We start from the raw sequence: 21,464 nt of genomic DNA on the forward strand, positions 1-21,464 counted from the left end.
CCCGACCTCACTTCGCCAGTTCGAAGACCGCGAGCTTTTCCTCGCCGCGTGCTTCGAACGTCATCCGGACCGGGTCGCCGATCGTCACCGACAGCGCGTCGTCCCCGACCAGCGCGGACGGCATCCGGGGCCCTTCGGCAAGGTCGATCAGGACGACCACGTAGGGGACGCGCGAGGCAAAGGCCGGCGACGAGGCGCGGCGCACGATCGAGAAGGAATGCACCGTCCCCTCGCCCGAGGCCTCGCGCCACTTGCGGTTCGGGGACCAGCAGACCGGGCACATGTGGCGCGGCATGAAATCCAGCGCGCCGCAGTCGCCGCATTCCTGGAGCAGCAGCTTTTCCTGCTGCATCGCATCCCAGAATTCCTGCGAGTCTGCGTTGCGGGTCGGTTGGGGCAAAGCGGTCATGACGAGCGTCCTTCCTTGGCGGTATCAGGCGAAATCGACGGCGGCAGGCCGTTGGAAACCGGGTCGGCCGCGGCGGCGGCGACGAAGTCGGGCTTGCGCTTCTCGACCAGTGCGCCGAGGCCCTCCTTGAACTCGGCGCTGGACATGGCCATCGCCTGCCCGAGCTCCTCGTAGAGGTACATGTCGTCCAGCCCGTTCTCGAAGGTGCGCAGCATGATCTGCTTGGCGAGGCCCATGACCTCGGCCGGGCCCTCGGCCAGCTTGCGGGCCAGCGCGAGGCCGCGGTCGTGCAGTTCTGCGTCGGGGACGACCTCCATCGCGAGGCCGAGATCATGCGCCTGCTTCGCATCCATCGTCTGGTTGCCGAACAGGAAGTTGCGCGCCCGCGCCATGCCGATCAGGCGCGGCAGGGTATACATGGTCATGATGTCCGGCACCGCGCCAAGGCGGAAAAACCCGGCCATGAACTTGGCGCTTTCGGCTGCGACGATCACGTCGGCGGTCAGGGCCAGCCCCATGCCGCCGCCGACCGCGTAGCCCTGCACGCCGCAGACCACCGGGCGGTCCAGCGTCATCAGCGGCAGCAGCACGGTGTTCAGGTGGCGGAACCGGCGGCGCACGGCCCATGGGGCCGAGGCGACCTTGAGCATGTTCAGATCGCCGCCCGCGCAGAAGCTTTCGCCCTTGCCGCAGAGGTAGATCGACCGGATCGACCGGTCTTCCTCGATGTCCCGCAGCACGGTCTGCAGCGACCGGCGCATTTCCGTGGTCAGCGCGTTGCGCGCGCTTTCATAAGCCAGCCGGACGATCAGGACCGGGCCGTCGCGTTCGGTTTCGACGTGGATCAGTTCGCTCATGTCTTTTCCCCTCCTCAGGCCACGGCCGGTGCGTTCTGGGACACGACCACGCGCTTGCGGTCACGCCCGCCGTCGACGACCAGATCGGTGCCGGTGATGTAGTCTCCGCCCGGACCGGCGAGGTAGACGATCGCGTTCGCGATATCCGACACCTGCCCCATCCGGCCCAGCGGGACCGATGCGATCTCGGTCGCCAGACGGCCCTTTTCCTCGTAGATGCGGCGCACGCCCTCGGTCCCGTCGATCGGGCCCGGCGCCACGGTGTTGCAGCGGATGCCGTCCGGGCCCCACTCGGTCGCGAGGCTGCGCATCAGCGACATGATCCCGGCCTTGGCGGCGCCTGCATGGGCGCAGCCCGGCCAGCCTTCCATCGCGCGCATGGTCGAGATGGCGATGATCCGCCCGCCGAATTCCGACGCCTTCAGCGCGGAATAGGCCGCGCGGCAGCAATGGAACGTGCCGTTCAGGTCGATGTCGATCACGGTGCGCCACGCATTCGCCGACATCTCGGCGGTCGGCGCGACGAAGTTGCCGGCGGCGTTGGCGATCATGATGTCCAGCCCGCCGAACTCGGCCACGGTCTGTTCCACGGCGCGCGACACGCTGTCGTAGTCACGCACATCCAGCTGGATGGCGATCGCCTGACCGCCCTTGGCGATGATGTCGTCGCGGGTCTTCTCGATATTCTCCAGCTTGCGGCTGGCGACGACGACCTTTGCCCCGGCATCGGCCAGCGTGTGCGAAATGCCCAGCCCGATGCCCGACGCGCCACCCGTCACGAAGGCCACCCGCCCGGCGAGGCAATTCTCTGCAAACATCGTCTTGGTCGTGTCCATTCCCATACTCCGAACTCCAGTTTCGCTATTCCTGCGAGGCTCAGCGCCCCTTCTTGGTTGCGGCGGCCAGCGCCGCGGCATGTCCCGGCAGACCGGCGGCAAGGGCCATCGCGTCCACCTCGTGATCAAAACTCGCCTGCATGCGGTCGGCCCATGCCCCGCGCATCAGGTTCTTGGTCAGCGCCAGCGCGCCGTCCGGCATCGCGGCCAGGTCGGCGGCCAGCGTCTCGGCCGCGTCGGCGAGGTCCGCATCGGGCACCACCCGGCGGGTCAGCCCGGCCTGCTTCGCCTCGGCGGCAGTCATGGTGCCGCCGCTCAGCAGCAGGTCGGCGGCCAGTGCCGGACCCAGCTTGGCCGTCAGCAGCACCGATGCGCCGCCGTCCGGCACGAGGCCCAGACGGACGAAGGGAAAGACGATCTTGGCGCCCTCGGCCATCACCAGAATGTCCGAGGCCAGCGCCAGAGACGCACCGCCGCCTGCCGCCGCACCCTGAACGGCGGCGACGAAAATCAGGTCGGACCGCACCATCCGCGCATGATGATCCTGCGCGATCCTGAGCCGCGCGCGCCAGCCGAAGGCGGTCGAGGGGAAACTGTCCAGATCGCCGCCCGCGCAGAAGGCCCGGCCCTCGCCGCGGATCAGCACGACGCGGACACCGTCCGCCGCTTCGACCTCGTCCAGCGCGCGCCCGAAGGCGGCGCGCATGTGGCCCGACAGCGCGTTCAACCGGTCGGGGCGGCGCAGCGTGATCGTGGCGACGGCGCCCGAGACATCACAGCTTACGGTGCCCTCACCGCTCGGTTGTGCGATCTCTGCGGACATCTGACTTACTCTCTGGTTTCGCGTTCTTCGGATCGGACAGGTGCAATTCCCGTGCCAGTTCCAAGGATCGGAGTGAGGGAAAAAGCGTCCCCGCGGTCCGCCGTGGCGAACGACGCGGGAACGCAGTAACACGTCACGCTGGGAGGTAGCGCTTACGTGTCGTGGCCGGACCCCGAATGGGAGGAAGGGATCCGACCGGGAGAGTGTCAGCGGCCGGAGGTGTCCAGCTGCTGCACGATGCCGTCCGCGATCAGCTTTTCGACCGTGTCGTCGGACAGGTCGAAACCGCCGAGGATGTCACGGGTGTGCTGGCCCGGATCGGGCGCGGTGGTGCGGTCCTGCGTGTCGCGCAGGGGTGTGATGCCGGGAATGTTCGCGACCGGCAGGCGACCGAAGTCCGGATGGTCGACCCATTCGTAGGCGTTGACCGCCTGCGCATGTTCGTCCTCCAGCCAGTCGCCGTAACTGTTCACCTTCTCGGCCATCACGCCCGCCGCAAGCAGCCGCTCGATCCAGAAGACCGAGGTCTGCTTGACGAACTCGGCCTTCAGCTCGGCCACGAGGCTCTTGGCGTTTGCGTTGCGCGACGGGATGTCGGCGTAGAGCGGCGAAGTCGCGAGATCCGGGCGTCCGACCACGTCGCAGAGCGCGGTGTAATGCGCATCGCGCATCGCGCTGACGAGGATATGGCCGTCGGACGCCTCGAAGATGCCCGAGGGGGTGTAGAGCGGGGGCGGGTTGCCGCCTTCGTCGTGGAATTCCATGATCTTGGCCGCCTGAAAGGCCGCGGCGCTCTGCATCAGGTTGACATCCAGATAGCTGCCCTGCCCCGTCTTCTCGCGGCGCATCAGGGCGGCGCAGATGGCGGAGAAGCCGTAGACGCCGGTCATGATGTCGATGGCGATGATGTTCTGGCGGAACGGCGGGCCCTCGCCCCCGTTCATGATCATCATCCCGGAATAGGCCTGCAGCAGCCCGTCGACGCCGGGCCGTTCGCGGTAGGGCCCGACCTGGCCAAAGCCCGAGACGGACAGGTAGACCAGCCCCGGATTGTCCTTGGACAGAACGTCGTAGCCCAGCCCGATCCGCTTGGCGACGCCGGGGCGGAAGCTTTCGACGAAGACGTCGCAGGTGCCGGCAAGCTGTGCGCTCAGGTCACGGCCCTCGGGACGGGACATGTCGATGACGATGGACCGCTTGGCGCGGTTGAAGGCAAAGAAGTGGATGGTCTGGAAATTCTCGCGACGGCCAAGCACACGACCCCAGTCGCCGCCCGGCGGTTCGACCTTGATCACGTCGGCGCCGTTCAGCGCCATCAGCATCGCGGCATGGGGGCCCGCGACCCCCTGGCTGGCGTCGTAGACGCGCACCCCGGTCAAGGCTTCCGACTTAGTCATTTCCATTTCCCTCCCGTGAAATCCGGGCGCGTATGGACGCGCCCGGACTGATCATATGCGGCCGGTATCAGTTGCCCAGCTTGGAGTAGATCTCGCGGCGCAGGGCCTCTTCGACTTTGGCGACGTCGCCACCGGCCTCGTCCGAGATCTTCTTCCATTTCGCGAGGTTCGCGACGAAGGTGTCGGCCAGCGCCTGCGCATTCTCCGCGCCGCGCTCTTCCGCTTCGGCGACCGCCGACTCGATTTCCGATTTCTGGTACTCGGCCAGCAGGGCGCCCAGCTCCGGGTCCTTGCCGTTGACGGTCACGCCGTGTTCGGACGCTTCGGCAATCGCCTCTTCATCCTCTTCCGCGTAGCCGATGGCCAGCCGTGCCAGTGCCGCCGGAACCTCGTCCGTGATCATGGCGCGCGCCTCGTCGCTCAGGCCTTCCCAGGTGTCGGAGTTGAAGGCGATCAGAGCACCGCCGCCAAACGCACCCATGTCCTGACGCAGCACGTGCTTGGACACGTCCCAGAGCGACAGCGACTTCAGCCAGCCGACGGAGCCGTAGACGCAGTCGAGCTGACCGCGCTGCATGGCCTCGTAGGCTTCGGAGTTCGCGACGTTCACCGGCACGCCGCCCATTTCGGCGATCCAGCGGCCATAGACGTCACCGGCAGAGCGGATCTTGAGGCCCTGGATGTCGGACAGCGTGCTGACCGGGTCCTTGCACATCAGGTTGTAGGGCGTCGTCGCATAGGCGCCGAGGTAGGTCACGTTGTGGCCCTGGTATTCCTCGAGGCAGGACGGGCAGCCCAGCAGAACGGTCTCGTTCAGCGCGCCGACCATGGTGACGGGATCTTCCATCAGCATCGCCATGTCGGACATGGTGGTGTTCAGCGGGATTTCGTTCGGGACATAGACCGACACGATGAAGCCGCCGTCGATCAGGCTGGTGTCGATCGCGGACAGCGTGTCCTTGGCCCCGGCAAGTGCGCCACCGGCCTGCAGGGTGATCTTCAGGCTGCCGCCGCTCTTTTCTTCCAGCGCCTTGAACATCGGCTCCAGCGCGAAGACGTTGCTGGGGTGGGTCGGCGGCAGGTAGTTCGCGTATTGCAGGTTCTGCGCCATCGCCGGTGCGGCGGTGAGTGCGCTTGCGGCCAGAAGGGCCGCGGCTGCGATTTTTCCTGAGTTGGTCTTCACTTAGTTTCCTCCAGTAAGTGCAGCGGTGCTGCGTTGAGAGACTGGCGTTGCGCCGGGCAGATGGCCCGCCCGGCGGTCACCGGTTCATTTGACGATCAAGCTTGGCAGCCAGAGCGAAATGGCCGGGAAGCTTATCAGCAGGGTCAGGACGACGAGCTCGGCCAGCAGGAACCAGGTCACGCCCTTGAAGATCGTGCCGAGCGCGATCCGGTCGCCTGCCACGCCCTTGACGACGTAGACGTTCAGGCCGACCGGCGGCGTGAGCAGGCCGATCTCGAGATACTTGATGACGAGGATGCCGACCCAGATCAGGTTCATGTCCATCGCTTCGAACAGCGGGTAGAGCACCGGCAGCGTCACCAGCATCAGGCCGATCGGATCGAGGAACATGCCGAGGATGAAGTAGATGATCGACACGCCCAGCAGGAAGACGAGCGGATCGACTTCGGACGCGTTGAGCTGCTGCACCATCCAGAACGGGATGCCGCTGAGCGCCAGAAGCCGGGTCAGCAGGATCGCGCCCATGGCGACGAAGAAGATCGAACCGGTGGAGGTCACTGCTTCCATGATGCTTTCGAACATCGCCTTCTTGGTCAGGCGGCGCTGGAACACGGCGATCAGCAGCGCGACGAAGGCACCGACGGCGGCGGCCTCGGTCGCGGTCGCGATGCCCGCATAGATGCTGACGACCACGGCGAAGAACAGGACCGGCACCGGCCAGGTTTCGCGCAGCGATGCCCACTTTTCGGACCACGACACCGTCTCCTGCACCTTCGGCGCGAGCTTCGGGTTCGCGACGCAGCGCGTCAGGATCAGGACGGTATAGACGGCGGCGGTCAGCAGGCCCGGCAGGATGCCGGCGATCAGCAACTCGCCGATCGGCTGCTCCGTGAAGGTGCCGTAGATCACCAGCAGGATACTTGGCGGGATCAGTGACCCGATGGTGCCGCTGGCCGCGACGACGGCGGCGGTCAGGCCGGGGTCGTATTTCGCGCGCAGCATCTCGGGGATGGCGATCCGGCCGATGGCGGCGGCGGTGGCCAGGCTCGACCCCGACACGGCGGCAAAGCCCGCACCGGCGGCGTTGGTGGCGATGGCCAGCCCGCCGGGCAGGAAGTTCAGCCAGTTCCGCGCGGCGGTATACAGGCTGGACGTCAGGCCGGTGTGAAAGACGATGGCCCCCATCAGCAGGAACAGCGGCACGGCGCTGAGCGTCCAGTGGGCGACGAAGTGATAGGGCAGGTCCGCGACGGCGGCGACGGCGGCCTTGGGCCCGCGGATCGCCCACATACCGAGCAGCGACACGGCGCCGAGCGCGATGCCGACATGCACGCGCATGGCAAGCAGAACCAGCAGCCCCCCGAGGGACAGAAATCCGATAACCAGAGGGGTCATTGTGCCTGAGCCTCGCTGTCTTTCTTGAATGCGCCGTGGACGATCTGGATGGCCATCAGCACGAAGGCGATCGGCACCAGCCAGCGGGGCGGCCATATGATGAGGTCGAAATAGATGAGCCCGACTTCTTCGCCGGTGCGCATCAGCGCGGCGGCCTTTTCACCGCAGGCCCACGCGACGACCAGCAGGTAGGCGGCGCTGAACAGGGCGACGAGGATCGAAAGGATGTCGCGCACCCGGACGGGCAGCAGGTCGGTCACCAGCGGCACCGAGATGTGTTCGCCCGACCGCTCCACATAGGGCAGCGCGAGATACACCGCGATCGGCATGAAGTAGTAGGACACGATTTCCAGCGTGCCGGTGATCGGCATGTGGAACAGGTACTTGGCCGAGACGTCGGCCATGATCAGGGCCAGCATGAGCATCAGGCAGATGCCGGCGATCACGCCTGTGACCGTGCTGATGCCGGAAAGGATGCGGTCCAGCGCTTTCATTGGACCATGCTCCCGGTTCCGGGTCGCGCCGATCCGGTCGCGTGGTCCCCTGTCGTTTCGCTGCGCAGCATCCTTGTCCTCCACGTTGTCGTTCTGCCCGGACACGCTGTTGCGCGTGGCGGTCACCCGTTCATTTGCAAACGGCGGGCCAAAACTCGGACCCGCGGAAAATCGGTTGCCAGATAACAATTATTTTATGTGCCGGCCGGACGGCGGACACGAAAAGGCCGGCGGCAAATCCTGCCGCCGGCCACGTCTGGTGCTGGGATCACATGTCCAGTTTGGAGTAGATCTCGCGCTGCAGGGCTTCCTCGTATTTCGCCGGATCGTGTCCGATCTCGGCGATGATGCCCTCCCACTTCTCGAGGTTGGCAAGGAACGCGTTCACGATCTCCTCGGCGCCTTCGATGCCCGCGTCCTGCGCCATCTTGATGACCAGATCGGCCTCGGTCTTGCGGTATTCGTCGACCATGGCCATCTCTTCCTCGGACGGCGTGTTGATGGTGATGCCATCCGCGGCGGCGCCGGTTTCGGCATATTCGACGTCATCGCCGATATAGCCCATGACGGTCGCGCCCGAGACGGCCTTGGGGGCCGCGGCGATGATCGCCTTCTTCTCGATGTCCGACAGCGACTCCCACCGGTTGGTGTTGATGTTCGCGATGCTGCCGCCGAAATACGCGCCCGACGGCAGGTCGTAGACGTATTTCGCCACGTCGCCGAGCGAGAAGGTCTTGAGCCAGCTCAGCGAACCGACCGTGCATTCGACCTGGCCGCGCTGCAGCGCCTCGTAGGTGTCGGTGACCGGGATGTTCACCGGCGTCGCGCCCAGGTGATTGACCCAACGGCCCGTCGCGCCGGCCGCGCGGATGCGCCAGCCCTGGATGTCCTCGATGCTGGTCACTTCCTTGGCGCACAGCAGCTTGTACATCGAGGTCGAATAGGCCCCGAGGTGCTTCACGTTCCAGTTCGCCCATTCTTCCATGCACTGCGGGCAGTTCAGGAGCGTCGTCTCGTTGGTCGCACCGGCGACGACGGCGGCGTCACCACCGAAGGCCGTCAGGTTGGTGATGACCGAGTTATAGGGCAGGTCCGACGCATGGTAGAGCGACACGACGATCCCGCCGTCGACGATCCCGTCGCGGATGCCTTCCAGTGTGGTCTTGGCCCCGACCAGCGCGCCACCGGGAATGAACTGGAAGCTCAGCGATCCTTCGGAGACCGCCTTGGCCTCTTCCATGAAGCGCTCCATCCCGAACTTGTTGTTGCCATGCTCGGGCGACAGGTAGCTGCCGTAGATCAGGTCGGTCGCCTGTGCCGCGGAACCGATCGAGGCGACCGCAAGCGTCAGAACGGACGCGTATGTTTTCAGATGTTTCATTTTCTCTCCTCCGTTGATTGATGGGCCGCCCGGCGCAGGACCGGGCGGGATGGTCTAGCGCATGAAAGTCACAAGGAAGGTGCTGATGGACGGAAACGCGATGAGCAGCGCCATGATCACGATCTCGGCCCCGAGGAACCACGCGACCCCCCTGAACAGCTTGTCCAGCGACACGGTGTTCCCCATCACGCCCTTGACGACGTAGACGTTCAGTCCGACCGGCGGCGTCATCAGCCCGATCTCGACCAGCTTCACGACGAGGACGCCGATCCAGATGATGTCCATGTCGTAGGACCGGAAGATCGGCAGCATGACCGGAAGGGTCAGCAGCATCAGCCCGATCGCGTCGAGGAACATGCCCAGCACGAGGAACACGAGGCAGGCCAGCAGCACCAGCGTCAGGGGCTCCGGGCTCCAGTCGTCGATCCAGCCCGAGATATGGAACGGCAGGCCGCTGAGCGCGAGGAACCGGGTCAGGAACATCGCACCGACCGCGACGAAGAAGATCGCGGCGGTGCTTTCCAGCGTCTCCACGACGCTGTTCCAAAGGGCCGTCATCGTCAGCGACCGCTGCACCATCGTCACCAGCAGGGTGAAGAAGGCGCCAAAGGCCGCGGCCTCGGTCGAGGTGAAGAATCCGCCGTAGATGCCGCCCAGAACCAGGATCGAAATCACCGGCAGCGGCCAGACACGGCGCGCGGCGGCCCGGTATTCGGCATCGTTGCTGTCGAGTTCGGACCGGGGCGCGATGCTGGGGTCCAGCCAGCAGCGCAGCGACACCATGCCGATATAGACCGCGACGGTCAGCAGGCCCGGCAGGATCCCGGCGATCAGCATCTGGCCGACCGAGACCTGCGCGAAGACGGCAAACAGCACCATCAGGATGCTGGGCGGGATCAGCGCCCCGAGCGTGCCGGTCGCCGCGATGGCGCCCCCGGCGAGGGCGGGCTGATAGCCGACCTTCAGCATCTCGGGCGCCGCGATCCGGCCAAGTGCCGCCGCGGTGGCCATGCTCGACCCCGACACGGCCGCGAAGCCCGCACCGGCGAGGTTGGTCGCGATGACCAGACCGCCGGGCAGCTTGCGCACAAGCCGGCGCATCACCACGAACAGCGCCTCGGTGATCCCGGTGTTGTAGGCGATGTTCCCCATCAGCAGGAACAGCGGGATCGCCGACAGCGACCAGTGCGCGACAAAATCGTAGGGCATGGATTTCACCATGCCGATGGCCGCGTTGATGTCGCGGATCGCCAGCACGCCGAAGAACGACACGAGCGCAAGGGCAAGGCCCACGGGAATGCGCACGGCAAGCAGCACGATAAGGCTGCCGAGGCCGACAAGGCCGATGGTCATCGCGCTCATGATCAGGCTCCGCTTTCGTCGTTGTGATTTTCAGGATCGCCCTGCCCGCCACGCGCCCCGGCCAGTCCGGCGGCCTGGCACAACAGCACGATCGCCAGCAGCGACGCGCTGATCGGCAGCAGCCAGCGCGACAGCCAGATCAGGACGAAGCCGTCCGGCGTGACGATCTTTTCCTCGATCTCGGTCTTTTCGATCGCGACCCCGCCGGTCACGAGAACGAAGCCGATGGCAGCCAGCGCGAAAACGACGCGCACGACGGTGTCCAGCCGGTGGACGGCGCGGGGCGACATCCATTCGGTGAACAGGCTGACCATGATATGCGCGTGCCGCCGCTGGACCATCGCCAGCGGCAGGAACACGGCCATCACCATGTAGTAGGAGGACACGACCTCGATCGTGCCCGGCAGCGCGACGCGGAACAGCGCGCGCGCGATGACGTCGATGACGACATGGATCATCATCAGGAACAGGCCGATCCCGGCGATCAAGATGAACAGATCCGTCAACCGCCGCGTCGCCTTCCAGATCACGCCGGTTCCCTCGGCGCCCGTGGTCTGTTGCATCACACTCCCCCCTGCTCTGCAGTCATGTCAGTCCGCCTGCCGGACGCTCCCATCGTCCAGCAGCCTGCCGATCTTCTCGTCGTCGTATCCAAGGCCCTTGAGCACCTCGACCGTGTGCGCACCCATCCGTCCGGCAGGTCCGCCGATCCGCGGCGGCGTGGCCGAGAAATTGACGCTCTGCCGGGTGGCGAGGATCTTGCCGCTGTCGGGATGGTCCACTTCGGTGAAGAAGTTGACCGCGTTCAGATGCTCGTCCTCGAACAGATCCTCGAGGTCCTGCACCTTGGCGACCGGGATGTTGTGCTCGGCCAGCGTCTCCAGCCAGAACGCCGAGGGGCGTTCCGCGATGAAGTCCGAGAGCATGGAATAGAGCACCTCGTAATTCGCGCTGCGGGCGGCATGGCTCGAGAACCGCGCGTCCTCGATCAGGTCCGGGCGGCCGACGATGCGAAAGAAGTCGGCCCAGTTCTTGTCGTGGTAGGGCAGCACGCAAAGGTAGCCGTCCTGCGTCTTGTGCGGCTTGCGCAGCTGCGACAGCACTCGGGCGTATCCCGGCGGCTCGTCCTTGCCGAAGGTACGGTCGCCCAGATGCTCGACCAGCAGGAACTGGACCGAGGATTCGAACATCGGCACCTCGATCGCCTGCCCTTCGCCCGTGGCCTGCCGGTGATAGGCGGCGGCGAGGATCGAGTAGGTCAGCACGAGGCTGCAGATCTTGTCGTTGATGACGTTGGGCACGAACCGCGGCTCGCCCACCAGGTGCGCGTTCAGCGCGGCAAATCCAGACAGGCCCTGGATGATGTCGTCATAGGCCGGCTTCGCGGCATAGGGACCGTCGGCGGCAAAGCCGTAGGCCCCGGCGTAGATCAGCGAGGGATTGATCTCGCGCAGGTCGTCATAGCCGATCTTCAACCGCGCGGCGGCGGCGGGGCGCATCGTGTGGACGAACACGTCGGCCTCGCGGATCAGGTCATGCAGGACCGCCAGCGCGTCGGGCTTTTTCAGATCCAGCGTGATGACCTTCTTGCCGCGGTTCACGTTCAGGTGGACGGGGCCCATGCCCTTGTCGCCGTGCTTGCCGACAAAGCGCATGATGTCTCCGGCCGGAGACTCCACCTTGATGACGTCCGCGCCGAGGTCGGAGAGGATCTGTGTCGAATAGGGACCGAAAACCACCGACGTCAGATCCACGATCTTCAACCCCTTGAGGGGTCCGTTCGGCGCCGCGCTAGATGTCATTCCCTGTCCTTCCAGTCTGATCCGCAAAATGTGGTCCGGTCGCGAACCGGTCGCGTGTGAAGAAGCAAGCAACGTGCCAAAAACCGGGCACTCACGGCACGGTGTCGGGTGCAACCGGACGCATTCTGAGGTGCGAAAAAGAGAAGGGGCAGCACCAAGGCCGCCCCCGCATAGCTGGCTTCTAAACAGTCGTGATCTCAGTCTTCGAGTGCCTCGGCCGCCAGCCGCAGGCGCAATGAGGCGCGATAGCGCGGATCGCCGGTGGCCGTATGTAGCGCGTCGAGGACACTCAGCACGCGCGCCAGCCCGATCTCGCGCGCCCAGGCGACCGGACCCTTGGGATAGTTCACGCCGTAGCGCATGGCGAGGTCGATGCCATCCTCGTCGGCGACACCCTGCATCACCGCCTCGAAGCCCTCGTTGGCCAGCATCGCCACGGTGCGCATGACCACCAGCCCCGGCCAGTCGACCAGACGGGTGGCGGCCACACCCTGCACCTTGAGCGCGGCGACGAAACGCGCGATCACCTCGTCCGAGACGCCGGGCGAGACGGTGAAGCCCAGCCGTTTCGTCGTCCCCTCGATGAACAGGTCGTGCAGGATGACGGGTCGGTCCGCATCGCGCGACTCGGCCCGCGCGGTCCGCCCGCGGGTCGTCATGATCAGGACATCGTCGATCCGCCCGCTGGCGAGGTCCGCCGCCCCGGCGGTGTCACCTGCCGACACAGTCGCCGGACGGGGCATCTCGGCCCCATCGGAATAGTCGTAGAACCCCCGCCCGGTCTTGCGCCCGAAGCGACCGGAATTCACCAGCTCAAGCTGAATGATCGAGGGGCGGAAGCGCGGTTCGTTATAGAAGGCTTCGAACACCGACAGGTTCACAGTGTAGTTCACGTCGGCCCCGATCAGGTCGATCAGCGCGAAGGGCCCCATGCGGAACCCGCCGCCTTCGGTCAGCAGGGCGTCCAGCGTCGCCGGATCCGCCACCTGCTCCTCGTAGAGCCGCAGCGCTTCGGCGTAATAGGGCCGCGCAACGCGGTTGACGATGAAGCCGGGCGTGGATTTCGCGTGAACCGCGATCTTGCCCCATGCCTCGGCGGTGGCGAAAACGATGGCGGCCACTTCGGGCGCGGTTGCGACGCCCGAGATCACTTCGACCAGTTTCATCACCGGCGCGGGGTTAAAGAAGTGCATCCCCACGAACCGCTCGGGCCGCTTCAGGTCGCGGGCGATGGCGGTCAGCGAGATCGACGAGGTGTTGCTGGCGAGGATGGTGTCCTCCGCCACGATCCCCTCAAGCTGGCCGAACAGCGACCGCTTCACTTCGAGGTTCTCGACGATGGCCTCGACCACCATGGCGACGCCAGACAGGTCCTCGGGGGCCGAAGCGATGGTGATCCGCCCGACCAGCGCCTCGACATCCGCATCGGTCATCTTGCCGCGTGCCACCAGACCGTTCAGGCCCTTGGCGATCCGTGCCTTGCCTTTCTCGGCCGCGCCTTCGAAGGCATCGTAGAGCAGGACGGGATGACCGTTCGCGGCCGCAAGCTGCGCGATCCCCGCGCCCATCGTTCCGGCGCCGATCACGCCGATGGTCCGGTCCGTGCCGAGTGCAGTCGCGTTGGTGGTCATGTCGTCCTATCCTATCGTCAGAATGATCTTGCCCCGCGCCCGGCCCTCGTTCAGCGCCTTGAGCGCCACGGCATAGTCCGCCAGCGGCAGCACCTCGGTTATGCGCGGTGACAGCTTGCCCTGCGCCCACAGGTCGAACATCTCGGCCTGCGCGGCATGAACGCGTTCCGGCTGCCGCGCGCGGTAGTCGGTCCACTGGATCCCGCTGGCCGAGATGTTCTTGACCAGCAGGTAGTTCGCCCCGATTTTCGGAATGTCGCCCGAAGCGAAGCCGACGACGACCAGCCGCCCGCACCACGCCATCGCGCGGATCGAGGCGGCGGACACCGCCCCGCCGACCGGGTCGATCACCACGTCCGCGCCATGCCCGTCCGTGGCGGCCATCACGCCATCCTTCAGCGCATCGCGCATGTCCTCGCCGGAGACATCGACCACCGTGTCGGCACCGAGCTCGCGCAGGAACTCCGCGTTCGCCGCGCCCCTGCTGGCCGCGATCACCTGCGACGCGCCGAGCGCCTTGGCCAGTTGCACCGCCGCCATGCCGATACCGCCCGTCGCGCCGAGGACCAGAACCGTGTCGCCGGGCGTGAACTGACCGCGATCCATCAGCGCGAAATACGCGGTCTGGTAGACGAGCCCGAAGGACGCCGCCGTTTCGCAGGACATCGCGTCAGGGACCGGAAAGCAGAAGGACGCCGGGGCCACGACCTTTTCGGCGAAGGTGCCAATTTGCGGCAGGACGAGGACCTTTTGCCCGACGCGCAGGATATCGACGCCATCGCCAAGCGCCGACACGTGCCCTGCTCCGGCAAGGCCGGGCGAGAACGGGAACGGCGGCAGCTTCTGATACTTGCCCTCGATATAGAGAATGTCAGGGAAGTTGGTCTCGGACGCCTCCAGATCGACGACCACTTCGCCCGGTCCGGGCGTGGGGTCGGCCATCTCGGCCAGTTCGGCCCCGCCGTAATCGGTGAATTCGCGGACAACGATGGCTTTCATGATTTGTCTCCCCCGGTCAGATCGCCGGTCTGCGCGCCGAGCGCGGGCGCGGGCAGGATGTCTCCCGGTGCCGCGCGGAAAGCGGGCGCAATCGGCAGGGGAAGCGCGGTGATGCGGTCGCCCCCGGCATTGGTCAGCGTATGGTCGAAGAGGCCCCGCGCGCGGTAGTGATCGCACTGCATGGCCTCATCGACCGTCCGGACGATGCTGCAGCAGCAGTCGGCGGCGTCGAACACCGGCTCCCATTCCGAGGCGGGCCGGCTGGCGATGATCGCGGCCACGCCACGGCCCGTCGCCTCGGGGTCGCGGGTGTCGTCGCGCAGCGCGGGCTCCAGCCCGATCGCCTCGCAGAAGCTTTCCCAGAATTTCTGTTCCAGCGGCGCGGCGGCGAGGATGCGGCCGTCCGACGTGGGATAGAGCCGGTAGCGCGGCGAGGCACCGGTCGTCATGCTGTCCCCGTTGCCGGGAAAGTCGCCCGACACCTGACCCTCGGCCATCGCGGAATAGAGGAACGGAAAGATCGTCTCGGCCATCGCGATGTCGATATAGGCCCCCTCGCCCGTCTGGTCCCGCTGGCGCAGGGCCATCAGGATGTTGACCAGCGCCGGGTAGCATCCGCCCGCAATGTCCGCGATCAGCGCGGCGGGGACGACCGGTGCCTGCGGCGCGCCGTAGCTGAGCGCCAGCAGACCGACATCGCCCTGGTAGTTCAGGTCGTGCCCGGCCCGCAGCGCGCGGGGGCCGGACTGTCCGTAGCCGGAGATCGAGCAATAGATGATGCCCGGCCGGATCGCGCGCACGTCGTCATAGGACAGACCGAGCCGCGCCATGACGCCGGGGCGGAACTGTTCCACGATGATGTCCGCGCCCTCGATCAGCGGCATCAGCTGCGCGCGGCCCGCTTCGGACTTCAGGTCCAGCGCGATGCTCTTCTTGCCCCGGTTCAGGATGTTGAAGTTCGCGCTGTCATCGCCCCAGCGGGGCACGTAGCTGCGCATCTCGTCGCCGCTGCCGGGGCGTTCGATCTTGATGACCTCGGCCCCTGCCTCGGCAAGGAACAGGGTCGCCATCGGTCCCGGCAGGAGGGTCGAGAAGTCGAGGACGCGCAGTCCGCTCAGGGCGCCAGACATGGCTCAGGCCTCCCGCGCCTTGGCGACGACGGCGGCGCGGGCGGGCGCATAGCCCGGCAGGCCGGTCATCGACTGGATCGCGGTCGTGACATCGTAGTGGCGGGCCAGCCCGCCGCGCGTGACCCGTTCGACCGGGCCGTCGGGATAGCCGAGGCCCATGCAGCAGGTGCGGTCCATGTCCCCGGCGCTGGCGAGACTTTCGTCGAGGAAGCGCAGCGCGTCGTTGTACTTGGGCCGGACCAGCCGGTCGACGATGCGGCCGGGCCGGTCGGCGCAGACCACCACGTCGAAGCCCGCGACCTCGAACACCGCGCGCGCGGCGGCCAGCGCCGCGTCGTCGGTGGCCGGCTGGCGGACCAGTTCGATCAGGTTCGACGGCGCGTCAGATCCGTTGCGATAGCGGGCGAAGCCCACGACGTTCGATCCCTCGCGGCCCATGTCCTCGCCCGTGTGCACGCCGAGGCATTCGGTGTCGAGCTCGACCAGAACCGCCGTCTTGCCCGCATCCGCCGCGAACCCGCCGCCGAGGTGGATCGTGACCGGACCTTCACCCTGTGCTGCGGACAGGAAGTCGTCGCCCGCGGGGAAGGACCGGCTGTCGCCTGCGGAGGCGATGGAAAACGCCGGGGCCTCGGTCGCCTTCGCCGCTTTTTCTGCGGTCAGCAGCCCGCCGCCCGACTTGTTGCCGAGCCTACCGGCCGCCACCATCCGCCGCAGCAGCGGCGGGACGGAGGCGCGGGTGTCCAGCGTGATCGGATAGAACGCCTCGCCCAGCAGGACCTGCGTGTCGAGCCCGATCAGGTCCAGCAGCGTGCAGGGCCCCATCTTGTAGCCGAGCCCGGAACAGATCGCGGTGTCGATGTCCTCTGCCGTGCAGAGGCCCGCCTCGATCGCGCGGATGACGTCGTTGTTGAAGGGCACCAGCAGGGCGTTCAGGATGAAGCCCGGCTTGTCCTGCGTCTCGACCGAGATCTGGCCAGCCGCCTCGGTCCATGCCCATGCGGTGGCGAATGTCTCGTCCGAGGTGTTGATGCCGCGCGACATCTCGATCAGCTTCATGACCTGCGCGGGCAGGCAGAAGTGCATGCCGACCATCCGGTCGTCGCGGCCGGTGCCCGCCGCGATTTCCGTGATCGACAGGGTCGAGGTGTTGGACGCGAAGATCGTGCTGTCCTTGCAGATTCCGTTCAGCTCGCCGAACAGCTCCTTCTTCACCTTCAGGTTCTCGAAGATCCCCTCGATCACCAGGTCGCAGTCGGCAAGATCGGTGAGCGCGGTGGTGTCGATCATCCGCCCGAGCGCCGCGTCGCAGTCTTCCTGGCTCATCCGGCCCTTTTCGACCGAGCGGCCAAAGAACTTCTGCGCCGCCTTGCGCTGACGGGCGAGCGCGTCGGCGGACAGGTCGAAGCAATAGGTTTCGTATCCGGCACGGGCCGCGACAAGCGCGATGCCCGCCCCCATCGTGCCGCCTGCCCCGCAGACTGCGACTTTGCGAATGCTGGTCATTTGGTGATGAAACTCCGTCCGATGAGCTGGCGATGGACCTGGTTGGTCCCCTCCCAGATCTGGGTGATCTTGGCGTCGCGCATCAGGCGCTCCGCGCGATAGTCGCGGCAGTAGCCATAGCCGCCGTGGAACTGGACACACTCGGTCGCCATCTTCATGGCGAGGTCCGAGGCGCGCAGCTTGGCCATCGAGGCCTCCATGCCGAAGTCCGGCTCGCCCCCGTCGACGAGGCCCGCGACGTAGTCGAGCCATGTCTCGACCATCAGCAGCTCACCGGCGAGGTCGGCCAGCGTGAACTGGTTGCCCTGGAACTCCAGAACCTTCTTGCGGCTCTGCACCCGGTCGTTGCCGTAGGCGACCATGTCCTTGAAGGCCGCCCGCGCGATGCCGAGCGCATGCGCCGCGACAGAGGGCCGGGACCGGTTGAGCGAGCCGAGCAGGATCTTCAGCCCGTCGCCCGGTTCCATCAGCAGGTTGGCGCGGGGCACGCGGACATTGTCGAACGACAGCGCGCAGGTGGACGAGCCGTTGTGGCCCATCTTCTTTTCCTTGCCGATGACGCTGAAGCCCTCGGCCCCCTTTTCGAGGATCAGGGCCGAGATCGCCTTTTTCGGATCGTCGACGCCCGCCCATTTCCCGAACACGAGATAGCGGTCGGCCACGTCGCCGTTCGAGATGAAGACCTTGTTGCCCTTCAGGATGATGTCGTCGCCATCGGGGGTGAAGCCGGTCTTCATCCCCGTCGCGTCCGACCCGGCGGTCGGTTCGGTGATCGCGAGCGCCCCAAGGCCGCCTTCGGCGATGCAGGGCAGCAGGCGGGCCTTCTGCTCTTCCGAGCCGTATTCGATCAGCGGCTTCATCCCGTGGTAGTTCGTGGCGTAGATGATACCGGTCGAGGCGCAGGCCTCGGATATGATCGCCACGATCTCCAGGTACAGGCGAAAGGACATCGGCATCCCGCCGTAGGCCTCGGGCACGAAGACCGCGTTCAAGCCGAGCGCGTTGATCGCCTCGACGTTCTTCCACGGGAATTCGCCGGTCGCGTCGATATGTTCGGCGTTCGGCGCGATGACCTCGTCCGTCATCCGCTGGACCTGGTCGAGGATCGCACGTTCCTCGTCGCTCCAGGACCTGGAACGTTGCAGCTTGTCGTACATGTTCATCAGTGATTGATCCCCTGCGCCCCGTCGACGTAGATCGTTTCGCCGGTCAGGTAGCCGATGTTCTCGGCGAAGATGGCGGTCACCAGCCGGGCGACGTCATCCACCGAGCCGGCGCCGCCGGTCGGGATGCGCTGCGCCATCCACGCCTTGACCTTTTCCCGCGCGAGGTAGTCGCGGTTCAGGTCGGTTTCGATATAGCCCGGCGCGACGTTCATCACCCGGATCCCGTCGCGCGCCCATTCCACCGCCATGCAGCGCGTCATCGCGGCGACGGCGGCCTTGGAGGCGCAGTAGGACAGGTTGTCGGGCACGCCCATCCGGTCGAAGAAGGACCCGATGTTGACGATGATCCCGCCCGCCGCCTTCAGGTGCGGGTAAACCTCGCGCGCGGCGACCATCACGGCGGTCGCGTTCAGCGCCATCGTCCGGTCGAAGTCCCGTGTGTCGAGCGTCGCGATCGGCCCGGCGATGTGAACGCCCGCGTTGTTGACCAGCCCCGCGACGGGCCCGCGTTTCGCGACCTCGGCCATGGCGTCACGCACCGCGGCTTCGTCGGTCATGTCGCAGGCGATGCCGTGCCCCTTGGGCGCGGTGCCGCTGCGCGACAGGCAGACGACGTCAAAGCCGCGCCCGTCCAGTTCCGTCGCGATGGCGGCGCCGATGCCCTTGGAGGCGCCGGTCACGATGATCTGTCCCTCAGCCATCCCTGAACTCCGCTTTGCGTTTCTCTTCGAAGGCGGCCATGCCTTCCTCGGCATCCGCCGTGCGATAGGCGAGCGTCGACAGGTCGGCCTCGATCCTCAGCCCTTCCTCAAGCGTGACGTCGCCCGCCCGCTGGACCGCGCGGCGCGCGAATTCCAGCACCGGCAGGCTGTAGCGGGTGAACTTGCCCGCGAAGTCGCGGCCCGCCTGCATCAGGTCGCCTTCGACAACCGCGTTCACCAGTCCGATGCGCTCGGCCTCGTCGGCCTTCACGTTGCGGCCGGTCATGATGATCTCCAGCGCGCGGCCTTCGCCCACCAGACGCGGCAGGCGCTGCGTGCCGCCATATCCGGGGATCAGGCCCAGCTTGATCTCGGGCAGGCCGAAGATCGCGTTCGGCGAGGCCAGCCGGAAGGTGCAGGCCAGCGCCAGTTCCGACCCGCCGCCGAAGGCATAGCCGTTGACCAGCGCGACCGAGGCGACCGGCAGGGTGCCGAGCTTGGCAAAGACCGACTGGCCCAGTTCCGCCCCGCGCTTCTGGTCGATCAGCGGGCGGTTGCGCAGTTCCTTGATGTCCGCGCCGGCGCAGAACGCCTTGTCGCCAGCGCCGGTGACCAGCAGCGCGCGGATGTCCTTCATCGCCGCGACCTCGTCCAGCGCGCGGCCGATGTCGCCGAGGATCGAGAACGACAGCGCGTTCAGCGCCTCGGGACGATTGAGGGTGAGGACGGCGAAATCGCCGTCCTTCTTCAGTTCTACAGGCATTGGTTACTCCGCCCTCGCCATCTTGTAGCGGACCGGCAGCGGGTTCAGTTCGCCGCGACCCACCATGTCGATCATTTCGCGTTTCAGGATCTTGCCGCTGGCGGTCAGGGGCATCGCCCGCACATCGAGGAACCATTCCGGCATGTCGTATTTCGACAGGCCTTCACGGGCGAGATGCGCCAGCATCTCCTCGGGCGAGACGTCGCCGATGACCGCCAGGCAGACCTTTTCGCCCAGCCGGTCGTCGGGCAGGCCGAAGACGGCGGCCTTCTCGACCCGCTTGTGTTCCAGCGTCAGGGACTCGATCCGCGAGGGATTGATGTTGTGGCCGCCGCGGATGATGACGTCCTTGATCCGCCCCTCGATCCGCAGGTTGCCGTTGATGTCGAACGATCCGAGGTCGCCGGACAGCAGGTAGCCGTGCCGGTTCATCGTCTTCTCGGTCGCGGCCTGGTTGGCGAAGTAGCCCAGCATCATCGCCGCGCCGCGACCGCCGATGTTGCCGGTCTGGCCGCGCGGCAGTTCGACGTCCGTGTTCGCCGGGTCCCAGATCTTGACCTCGTAGGCCGGGCCGCCCCGTCCGCAGGTCTGGATCCAGACCTCCTTGGGGTCGCTGGGATGGGTGTACTGGTGCGACGAGCACTCGGTCATGCCGTAGATGTTCTGCGGCGTGATGCCCTGATCCACGAAGGCCTGCGCCACGACCTCGGGGATCGCGGAACCTGCCATGTAGAAGGTCTGGACCTGTCCCAGCCGTTCCATGCCCTGCCGCTTCTGTTCGGCGAGGATGTCCATCGCGTGGGTCGGCACGCCCAGCACGTAGGTCGCGCCGGATTCCACGATCCACGCCAGCCGGTCCATGCCCTCGGGCGGATGATCGGTGACGAAGCGGCCGCCCGAGACCAGCCATTGCCCGCAGGCCACCCAGGCGATGTGGTGCGACAGCGGGCTGAGCGTCAGCAGCACGGTCTGTTCCGACAGCGCCCAGTCCCGCGCGAGGTCGCGGGCGTTGGACAGCAGCGTGTTGCACGAGTGCATGACGCACTTGGGCTTGCCCGTCGTGCCCGAGGTGAAGGCGAGGTAGACGACGCTGTCCGGGTTCGAATGCGGCGTCCGGTCGACGCCGGTGATGTACTGCGGGAAAGTGTCGGGCGTGTAGACCTTCTTGAGGAACGGCAGGTCCTTCAGCAGTTCGTAAAGGTCGACCGTGTCACGATCCGCGCCCCAGCCGTCCTCTGTCACCAGCGCACTGGCCGACAGTTCGGTCAGCAGCTCGACGATCTCGCCGCAGGTGTAGGTGCGGTGGAGGGAGGGATTGCAGGCAATCCCCTCCCGCGAGCAGGCGAGGAAGGTGATCACCGCCTCGATCCTGTTCGACATCCAGATCGCCACTCGGTCGCCCGCGCCGATACCCTGCGACAGCAGGCTGTCGGCCATGGCGTCCACCCTCGCCTTCAATGCACACCACGGCAGCGAGGTCAGCCCGTCCACCAGCGCGATATCATCGGGACGACGGTCCGCGTGATCGTTCATCAGCGAATAGAACGTGTCGTCCTTCCACAGCCCGCGGGCGTAGAACTCCCTCGCCGTCTGGGGATCATGAAGCGTGAGGAATGGTTTCATGTGTCC

General features: G+C 66.4%; 20 protein-coding genes. All 20 read right to left on the reverse strand.

Features of this window, described 5'->3' with window-relative positions:
- Window positions 1-7: 7 nt before the first annotated feature.
- A complete protein-coding gene (locus ATO6_RS02940; protein ID WP_088622436.1) occupies window positions 8-409 on the reverse strand; it encodes a Zn-ribbon domain-containing OB-fold protein in 402 nt (133 codons plus the stop codon).
- Window positions 406-1,266: an enoyl-CoA hydratase/isomerase family protein gene (locus tag ATO6_RS02945; protein WP_051631025.1), complete on the reverse strand. Its 861-nt coding sequence runs from the start codon at window positions 1,264-1,266 to the stop codon at window positions 406-408. Before ATO6_RS02945 ends, ATO6_RS02940 begins: the two co-directional genes overlap by 4 nt.
- 14 nt (window positions 1,267-1,280) lie before the next feature.
- Entirely contained in the window at window positions 1,281-2,102 is an 822-nt protein-coding gene (locus tag ATO6_RS02950; protein WP_217898963.1) for an SDR family oxidoreductase, read from the reverse strand.
- Between the two features lie 40 nt (window positions 2,103-2,142).
- A complete protein-coding gene (locus ATO6_RS02955) occupies window positions 2,143-2,925 on the reverse strand; it encodes an enoyl-CoA hydratase/isomerase family protein (protein ID WP_088622437.1) in 783 nt (260 codons plus the stop codon).
- A gap of 206 nt (window positions 2,926-3,131) precedes the next feature.
- Complete coding sequence (locus ATO6_RS02960) at window positions 3,132-4,322, reverse strand: CaiB/BaiF CoA-transferase family protein (RefSeq protein WP_176440805.1); 1,191 nt, start codon at window positions 4,320-4,322, stop codon at window positions 3,132-3,134.
- A 67-nt stretch (window positions 4,323-4,389) separates the two neighbouring features.
- A complete protein-coding gene (locus tag ATO6_RS02965; protein WP_088622439.1) occupies window positions 4,390-5,505 on the reverse strand; it encodes a C4-dicarboxylate TRAP transporter substrate-binding protein in 1,116 nt (371 codons plus the stop codon).
- Window positions 5,506-5,589: 84 nt separating this feature from the next.
- Entirely contained in the window at window positions 5,590-6,900 is a 1,311-nt protein-coding gene (locus ATO6_RS02970) for a TRAP transporter large permease (RefSeq protein ID WP_088622440.1), read from the reverse strand.
- On the reverse strand, window positions 6,897-7,394 hold the full coding sequence (locus ATO6_RS02975; protein ID WP_141101921.1) for a TRAP transporter small permease: 498 nt from the start codon (window positions 7,392-7,394) through the stop codon (window positions 6,897-6,899). Before ATO6_RS02975 ends, ATO6_RS02970 begins: the two co-directional genes overlap by 4 nt.
- 268 nt (window positions 7,395-7,662) lie before the next feature.
- Complete coding sequence (locus ATO6_RS02980; protein ID WP_088622442.1) at window positions 7,663-8,775, reverse strand: C4-dicarboxylate TRAP transporter substrate-binding protein; 1,113 nt, start codon at window positions 8,773-8,775, stop codon at window positions 7,663-7,665.
- A 54-nt stretch (window positions 8,776-8,829) separates the two neighbouring features.
- Window positions 8,830-10,137 (reverse strand): TRAP transporter large permease, encoded by a 1,308-nt coding sequence (locus tag ATO6_RS02985; RefSeq protein ID WP_088622443.1) that lies wholly within the window; start codon window positions 10,135-10,137, stop codon window positions 8,830-8,832.
- A gap of 2 nt (window positions 10,138-10,139) precedes the next feature.
- Window positions 10,140-10,700, reverse strand: coding sequence for a TRAP transporter small permease (locus ATO6_RS02990; protein ID WP_088622444.1), 561 nt, complete (start codon window positions 10,698-10,700; stop codon window positions 10,140-10,142).
- A gap of 27 nt (window positions 10,701-10,727) precedes the next feature.
- Window positions 10,728-11,939 carry a CaiB/BaiF CoA-transferase family protein gene (locus ATO6_RS02995; protein ID WP_088622445.1) on the reverse strand — a complete coding sequence of 404 codons (1,212 nt, stop codon included), beginning with the start codon at window positions 11,937-11,939 and terminating at the stop codon, window positions 10,728-10,730.
- A 197-nt stretch (window positions 11,940-12,136) separates the two neighbouring features.
- Window positions 12,137-13,570, reverse strand: coding sequence for a 3-hydroxyacyl-CoA dehydrogenase NAD-binding domain-containing protein (locus tag ATO6_RS03000; RefSeq protein WP_088622446.1), 1,434 nt, complete (start codon window positions 13,568-13,570; stop codon window positions 12,137-12,139).
- A 6-nt stretch (window positions 13,571-13,576) separates the two neighbouring features.
- Window positions 13,577-14,569, reverse strand: a complete 993-nt coding sequence (locus tag ATO6_RS03005) for an NADPH:quinone oxidoreductase family protein (RefSeq protein ID WP_088622447.1) — start codon at window positions 14,567-14,569, stop codon at window positions 13,577-13,579.
- Window positions 14,566-15,699: a CaiB/BaiF CoA-transferase family protein gene (locus ATO6_RS03010; RefSeq protein ID WP_088622448.1), complete on the reverse strand. Its 1,134-nt coding sequence runs from the start codon at window positions 15,697-15,699 to the stop codon at window positions 14,566-14,568. Before ATO6_RS03010 ends, ATO6_RS03005 begins: the two co-directional genes overlap by 4 nt.
- A 3-nt stretch (window positions 15,700-15,702) precedes the next feature.
- A complete protein-coding gene (locus ATO6_RS03015; protein ID WP_088622449.1) occupies window positions 15,703-17,205 on the reverse strand; it encodes a 3-hydroxyacyl-CoA dehydrogenase NAD-binding domain-containing protein in 1,503 nt (500 codons plus the stop codon).
- Window positions 17,202-18,368 (reverse strand): acyl-CoA dehydrogenase family protein, encoded by a 1,167-nt coding sequence (locus ATO6_RS03020; protein ID WP_088622450.1) that lies wholly within the window; start codon window positions 18,366-18,368, stop codon window positions 17,202-17,204. Before ATO6_RS03020 ends, ATO6_RS03015 begins: the two co-directional genes overlap by 4 nt.
- Window positions 18,368-19,072, reverse strand: a complete 705-nt coding sequence (locus tag ATO6_RS03025; RefSeq protein ID WP_028288689.1) for an SDR family NAD(P)-dependent oxidoreductase — start codon at window positions 19,070-19,072, stop codon at window positions 18,368-18,370. Before ATO6_RS03025 ends, ATO6_RS03020 begins: the two co-directional genes overlap by 1 nt.
- On the reverse strand, window positions 19,065-19,835 hold the full coding sequence (locus tag ATO6_RS03030; RefSeq protein ID WP_028288688.1) for an enoyl-CoA hydratase/isomerase family protein: 771 nt from the start codon (window positions 19,833-19,835) through the stop codon (window positions 19,065-19,067). The genes ATO6_RS03025 and ATO6_RS03030 overlap by 8 nt, the downstream gene beginning before the upstream one ends.
- A gap of 3 nt (window positions 19,836-19,838) precedes the next feature.
- Entirely contained in the window at window positions 19,839-21,458 is a 1,620-nt protein-coding gene (locus ATO6_RS03035; protein ID WP_088622451.1) for a class I adenylate-forming enzyme family protein, read from the reverse strand.
- Between the last annotated feature and the right edge of the window lie 6 nt (window positions 21,459-21,464).

The sequence above is a fragment of the Oceanicola sp. 22II-s10i genome, from assembly GCF_002210105.1.
Lineage (GTDB): Bacteria > Pseudomonadota > Alphaproteobacteria > Rhodobacterales > Rhodobacteraceae > Pseudooceanicola.

What these genes read in the sequence shown, in the direction of transcription:
- ATO6_RS02940 (WP_088622436.1), bottom strand. Translation starts at nt 409, where the DNA reads ATGACCGCTTTGCCCCAACCGACCCGCAACGCAGACTCGCAGGAATTC.
- ATO6_RS02945 (WP_051631025.1), bottom strand. Translation starts at nt 1,266, where the DNA reads ATGAGCGAACTGATCCACGTCGAAACCGAACGCGACGGCCCGGTCCTG.
- ATO6_RS02950 (WP_217898963.1), bottom strand. Translation starts at nt 2,102, where the DNA reads ATGGACACGACCAAGACGATGTTTGCAGAGAATTGCCTCGCCGGGCGG.
- ATO6_RS02955 (WP_088622437.1), bottom strand. Translation starts at nt 2,925, where the DNA reads ATGTCCGCAGAGATCGCACAACCGAGCGGTGAGGGCACCGTAAGCTGT.
- ATO6_RS02960 (WP_176440805.1), bottom strand. Translation starts at nt 4,322, where the DNA reads ATGACTAAGTCGGAAGCCTTGACCGGGGTGCGCGTCTACGACGCCAGC.
- ATO6_RS02970 (WP_088622440.1), bottom strand. Translation starts at nt 6,900, where the DNA reads ATGACCCCTCTGGTTATCGGATTTCTGTCCCTCGGGGGGCTGCTGGTT.
- ATO6_RS02975 (WP_141101921.1), bottom strand. Translation starts at nt 7,394, where the DNA reads ATGAAAGCGCTGGACCGCATCCTTTCCGGCATCAGCACGGTCACAGGC.
- ATO6_RS02980 (WP_088622442.1), bottom strand. Translation starts at nt 8,775, where the DNA reads ATGAAACATCTGAAAACATACGCGTCCGTTCTGACGCTTGCGGTCGCC.
- ATO6_RS02985 (WP_088622443.1), bottom strand. Translation starts at nt 10,137, where the DNA reads ATGAGCGCGATGACCATCGGCCTTGTCGGCCTCGGCAGCCTTATCGTG.
- ATO6_RS02990 (WP_088622444.1), bottom strand. Translation starts at nt 10,700, where the DNA reads ATGCAACAGACCACGGGCGCCGAGGGAACCGGCGTGATCTGGAAGGCG.
- ATO6_RS02995 (WP_088622445.1), bottom strand. Translation starts at nt 11,939, where the DNA reads ATGACATCTAGCGCGGCGCCGAACGGACCCCTCAAGGGGTTGAAGATC.
- ATO6_RS03000 (WP_088622446.1), bottom strand. Translation starts at nt 13,570, where the DNA reads ATGACCACCAACGCGACTGCACTCGGCACGGACCGGACCATCGGCGTG.
- ATO6_RS03005 (WP_088622447.1), bottom strand. Translation starts at nt 14,569, where the DNA reads ATGAAAGCCATCGTTGTCCGCGAATTCACCGATTACGGCGGGGCCGAA.
- ATO6_RS03010 (WP_088622448.1), bottom strand. Translation starts at nt 15,699, where the DNA reads ATGTCTGGCGCCCTGAGCGGACTGCGCGTCCTCGACTTCTCGACCCTC.
- ATO6_RS03015 (WP_088622449.1), bottom strand. Translation starts at nt 17,205, where the DNA reads ATGACCAGCATTCGCAAAGTCGCAGTCTGCGGGGCAGGCGGCACGATG.
- ATO6_RS03020 (WP_088622450.1), bottom strand. Translation starts at nt 18,368, where the DNA reads ATGAACATGTACGACAAGCTGCAACGTTCCAGGTCCTGGAGCGACGAG.
- ATO6_RS03025 (WP_028288689.1), bottom strand. Translation starts at nt 19,072, where the DNA reads ATGGCTGAGGGACAGATCATCGTGACCGGCGCCTCCAAGGGCATCGGC.
- ATO6_RS03030 (WP_028288688.1), bottom strand. Translation starts at nt 19,835, where the DNA reads ATGCCTGTAGAACTGAAGAAGGACGGCGATTTCGCCGTCCTCACCCTC.
- ATO6_RS03035 (WP_088622451.1), bottom strand. Translation starts at nt 21,458, where the DNA reads ATGAAACCATTCCTCACGCTTCATGATCCCCAGACGGCGAGGGAGTTC.